The 1,962-nt window shown below is 38.3% G+C and carries 3 protein-coding genes; all 3 read right to left on the minus strand.

Annotation, left to right across the window (positions count from 1 at the left end; genetic code table 11):
* Positions 1 to 236: 236 nt before the first annotated feature.
* Positions 237 to 1,148: a replication initiation protein gene (locus FTV37_RS17235; protein ID WP_179991720.1), complete on the minus strand. Its 912-nt coding sequence runs from the start codon at positions 1,146 to 1,148 to the stop codon at positions 237 to 239.
* Positions 1,149 to 1,403: 255 nt separating this feature from the next.
* Positions 1,404 to 1,682: a hypothetical protein gene (locus FTV37_RS17240; RefSeq protein WP_179991719.1), complete on the minus strand. Its 279-nt coding sequence runs from the start codon at positions 1,680 to 1,682 to the stop codon at positions 1,404 to 1,406.
* 14 nt (positions 1,683 to 1,696) lie between these two features.
* Positions 1,697 to 1,962: hypothetical protein (locus FTV37_RS17245; RefSeq protein WP_180064330.1), on the minus strand; the 266-nt coding region annotated here is incomplete at its 5' end.

The following is a 1,962-nucleotide window of genomic DNA, read 5'->3' on the forward strand; positions in this document are numbered from 1 at the left end:
GTGTTTGAGGTGTTTGGTGTTTGAGGTGTTTGGTGTTTGAGGTGTTTGGTGTTTGAGGTGTTTGGTGTTTGAGGTGTTTGGTGTTTGAGGTGTTTGGTGTTTGAACTTTCTAATTGTTTTTAGTTATTTTCTATTTAACTTATAAAACAAGAATAATAAAAACCCCCACTTTAAAGCTAGGGAAGATTCAAAACAAACCCCAAGAGGGGCTGTTATCTGATATGGCTTATCTGCTATCACTTTATCAAACCTTTTTTCTTGCGCCGATAATATGTAGCTTGACCAATTCCAAGGGCTTCCCAAGGCTTTTTTGAACGCTCTGAATCAGCTTTAGGGCCACGTTTGGACTTGGCACCTCCCTTCGCACCACGTTTAGCTTGAATCTCGCTGAAATCTCCATAGCTGAAACGCTGCCAAACCCATTTAGCAATACTCTTTGATGTCGCCTTTACTTCGCTATACGGTAAAGGTTGTTCAAAACCGCTATTAATCGCTTCTATTTGCGCCCTGACGGCTCTTTCCCACTCGTGGCTAGAGTTGTGGTGCATGTAGTCTCTAATCGCCTTATACGCCCAATGACGCCCTTTCTCGAACATGGTGACATTGCGACCTAAACCAACTACTTCAAGTTTTTTCGGTATCTTCTTCGGCAGATCCACGAAGTCAGCAAGATAATCCAGCGAATACGCTTTATCAGTCCAAAAAATCGTCCTCCACTGGTCATTGAGAGGATTTTTTGTGATCAAATGAGAATAACTGAGATCAGCACCCATTTTGAGTGCAAAAGCGTAGTAAATAGCTTGTGCGTACTTGATTGCTTTCACACTAGCAAACTCGCTTGTACAAAGCGGTATCTCAAGCTTGTAGCAGTGATGGCAATGACCGTTGATTGGGTTCTGTGTTGTCCAAAACGGCTGTGGCAAACCTGCGTCAAACCAGGATAAAGCGGAATCTTCTTTGTCATCATCAAAGACAAAGTAAATCGTCATAAGTGGCGGATTAACTTGAATATAGGGCTTTTTAACCGCAATAGATTTGGGACGAATAAGCATATAGCCTGGTTTTTCGTCCATACAATAAGGTTTAATCGGTAGGTCTTGATAAAAAATTGACCGAAAATCAGTGTCTTTTGCTTCACATTTATTCATTTATAACAGTAACCGCTTGCAAAGCTCGCAAACACTGCTAAAATTAAGACATATTCAGGTGTTTAATTTTTAGTGTTTTCAAGCATTTAAATTAAAATTCCGAAGAAAGACAGGACGGCAATCCTGTTTTTTTTCGCCTATGAAAATGTAGCACTATTTTCAGTAAAAGCATACTGCAGTAAAAACAGTGATTTAGAGATGCTTTTTTTTTCGAGTACAGCAATGTAAAACATTGCTACGCAGAAAAATAAAGGGTCATCTTCTACTTTTACGCTTGATCACGTTGAATGCTTGATTTAACTCAATCGGGTCATAGTTCAAGCTTTTACACAAAGTAAAAAAGTTTTGATTGTCCATTTTTTCATGACACCAATTTAGCTGTAACAGCCAATGTTTTTCTGCATTTAATTGTTCGCACACATCATGTAAATAAGACAAGTCTACATTTTCCATTTCAGAAAAAGTAAGCATTGCAGCATAAGCAACGTCACTGATTGATGATGTTTCAAAGTGCTCGCTAATATCTATTTTCATAATTTTTTCATCTCCTACATTGTGAATCCGTTGTCATTATTACGTTCAATAGCTTTTGTTTCAGGCTTCGCCTGAAATAACGGCTTAACTTCGTTTTCTTTTTTATCAAGATCATTTAAGCGATATTCGTTTGAAGTTCGTTCAAGTGAGAATGTCCGATTGAGCTTTTGTCGAGTGTCGTAATTCAGATGACAGCCTGATTTTGTCATATAATCAATAATGCGCTCATCATTGCGTATCATCTTGTTTACAATATCAATTTCATCTCTACTCAGCCCAT

Origin of the sequence: Acinetobacter sp. YH16042 (assembly GCF_013417245.1) — a bacterium.
Classification (GTDB): Bacteria; Pseudomonadota; Gammaproteobacteria; order Pseudomonadales; family Moraxellaceae; genus Acinetobacter; species Acinetobacter amyesii.

Coding starts and splice junctions, on each gene's coding strand:
- FTV37_RS17240 (WP_179991719.1), bottom strand. CDS start 1,682: ATGAAAATAGATATTAGCGAGCACTTTGAAACATCATCAATCAGTGAC.
- FTV37_RS17235 (WP_179991720.1), bottom strand. CDS start 1,148: ATGAATAAATGTGAAGCAAAAGACACTGATTTTCGGTCAATTTTTTAT.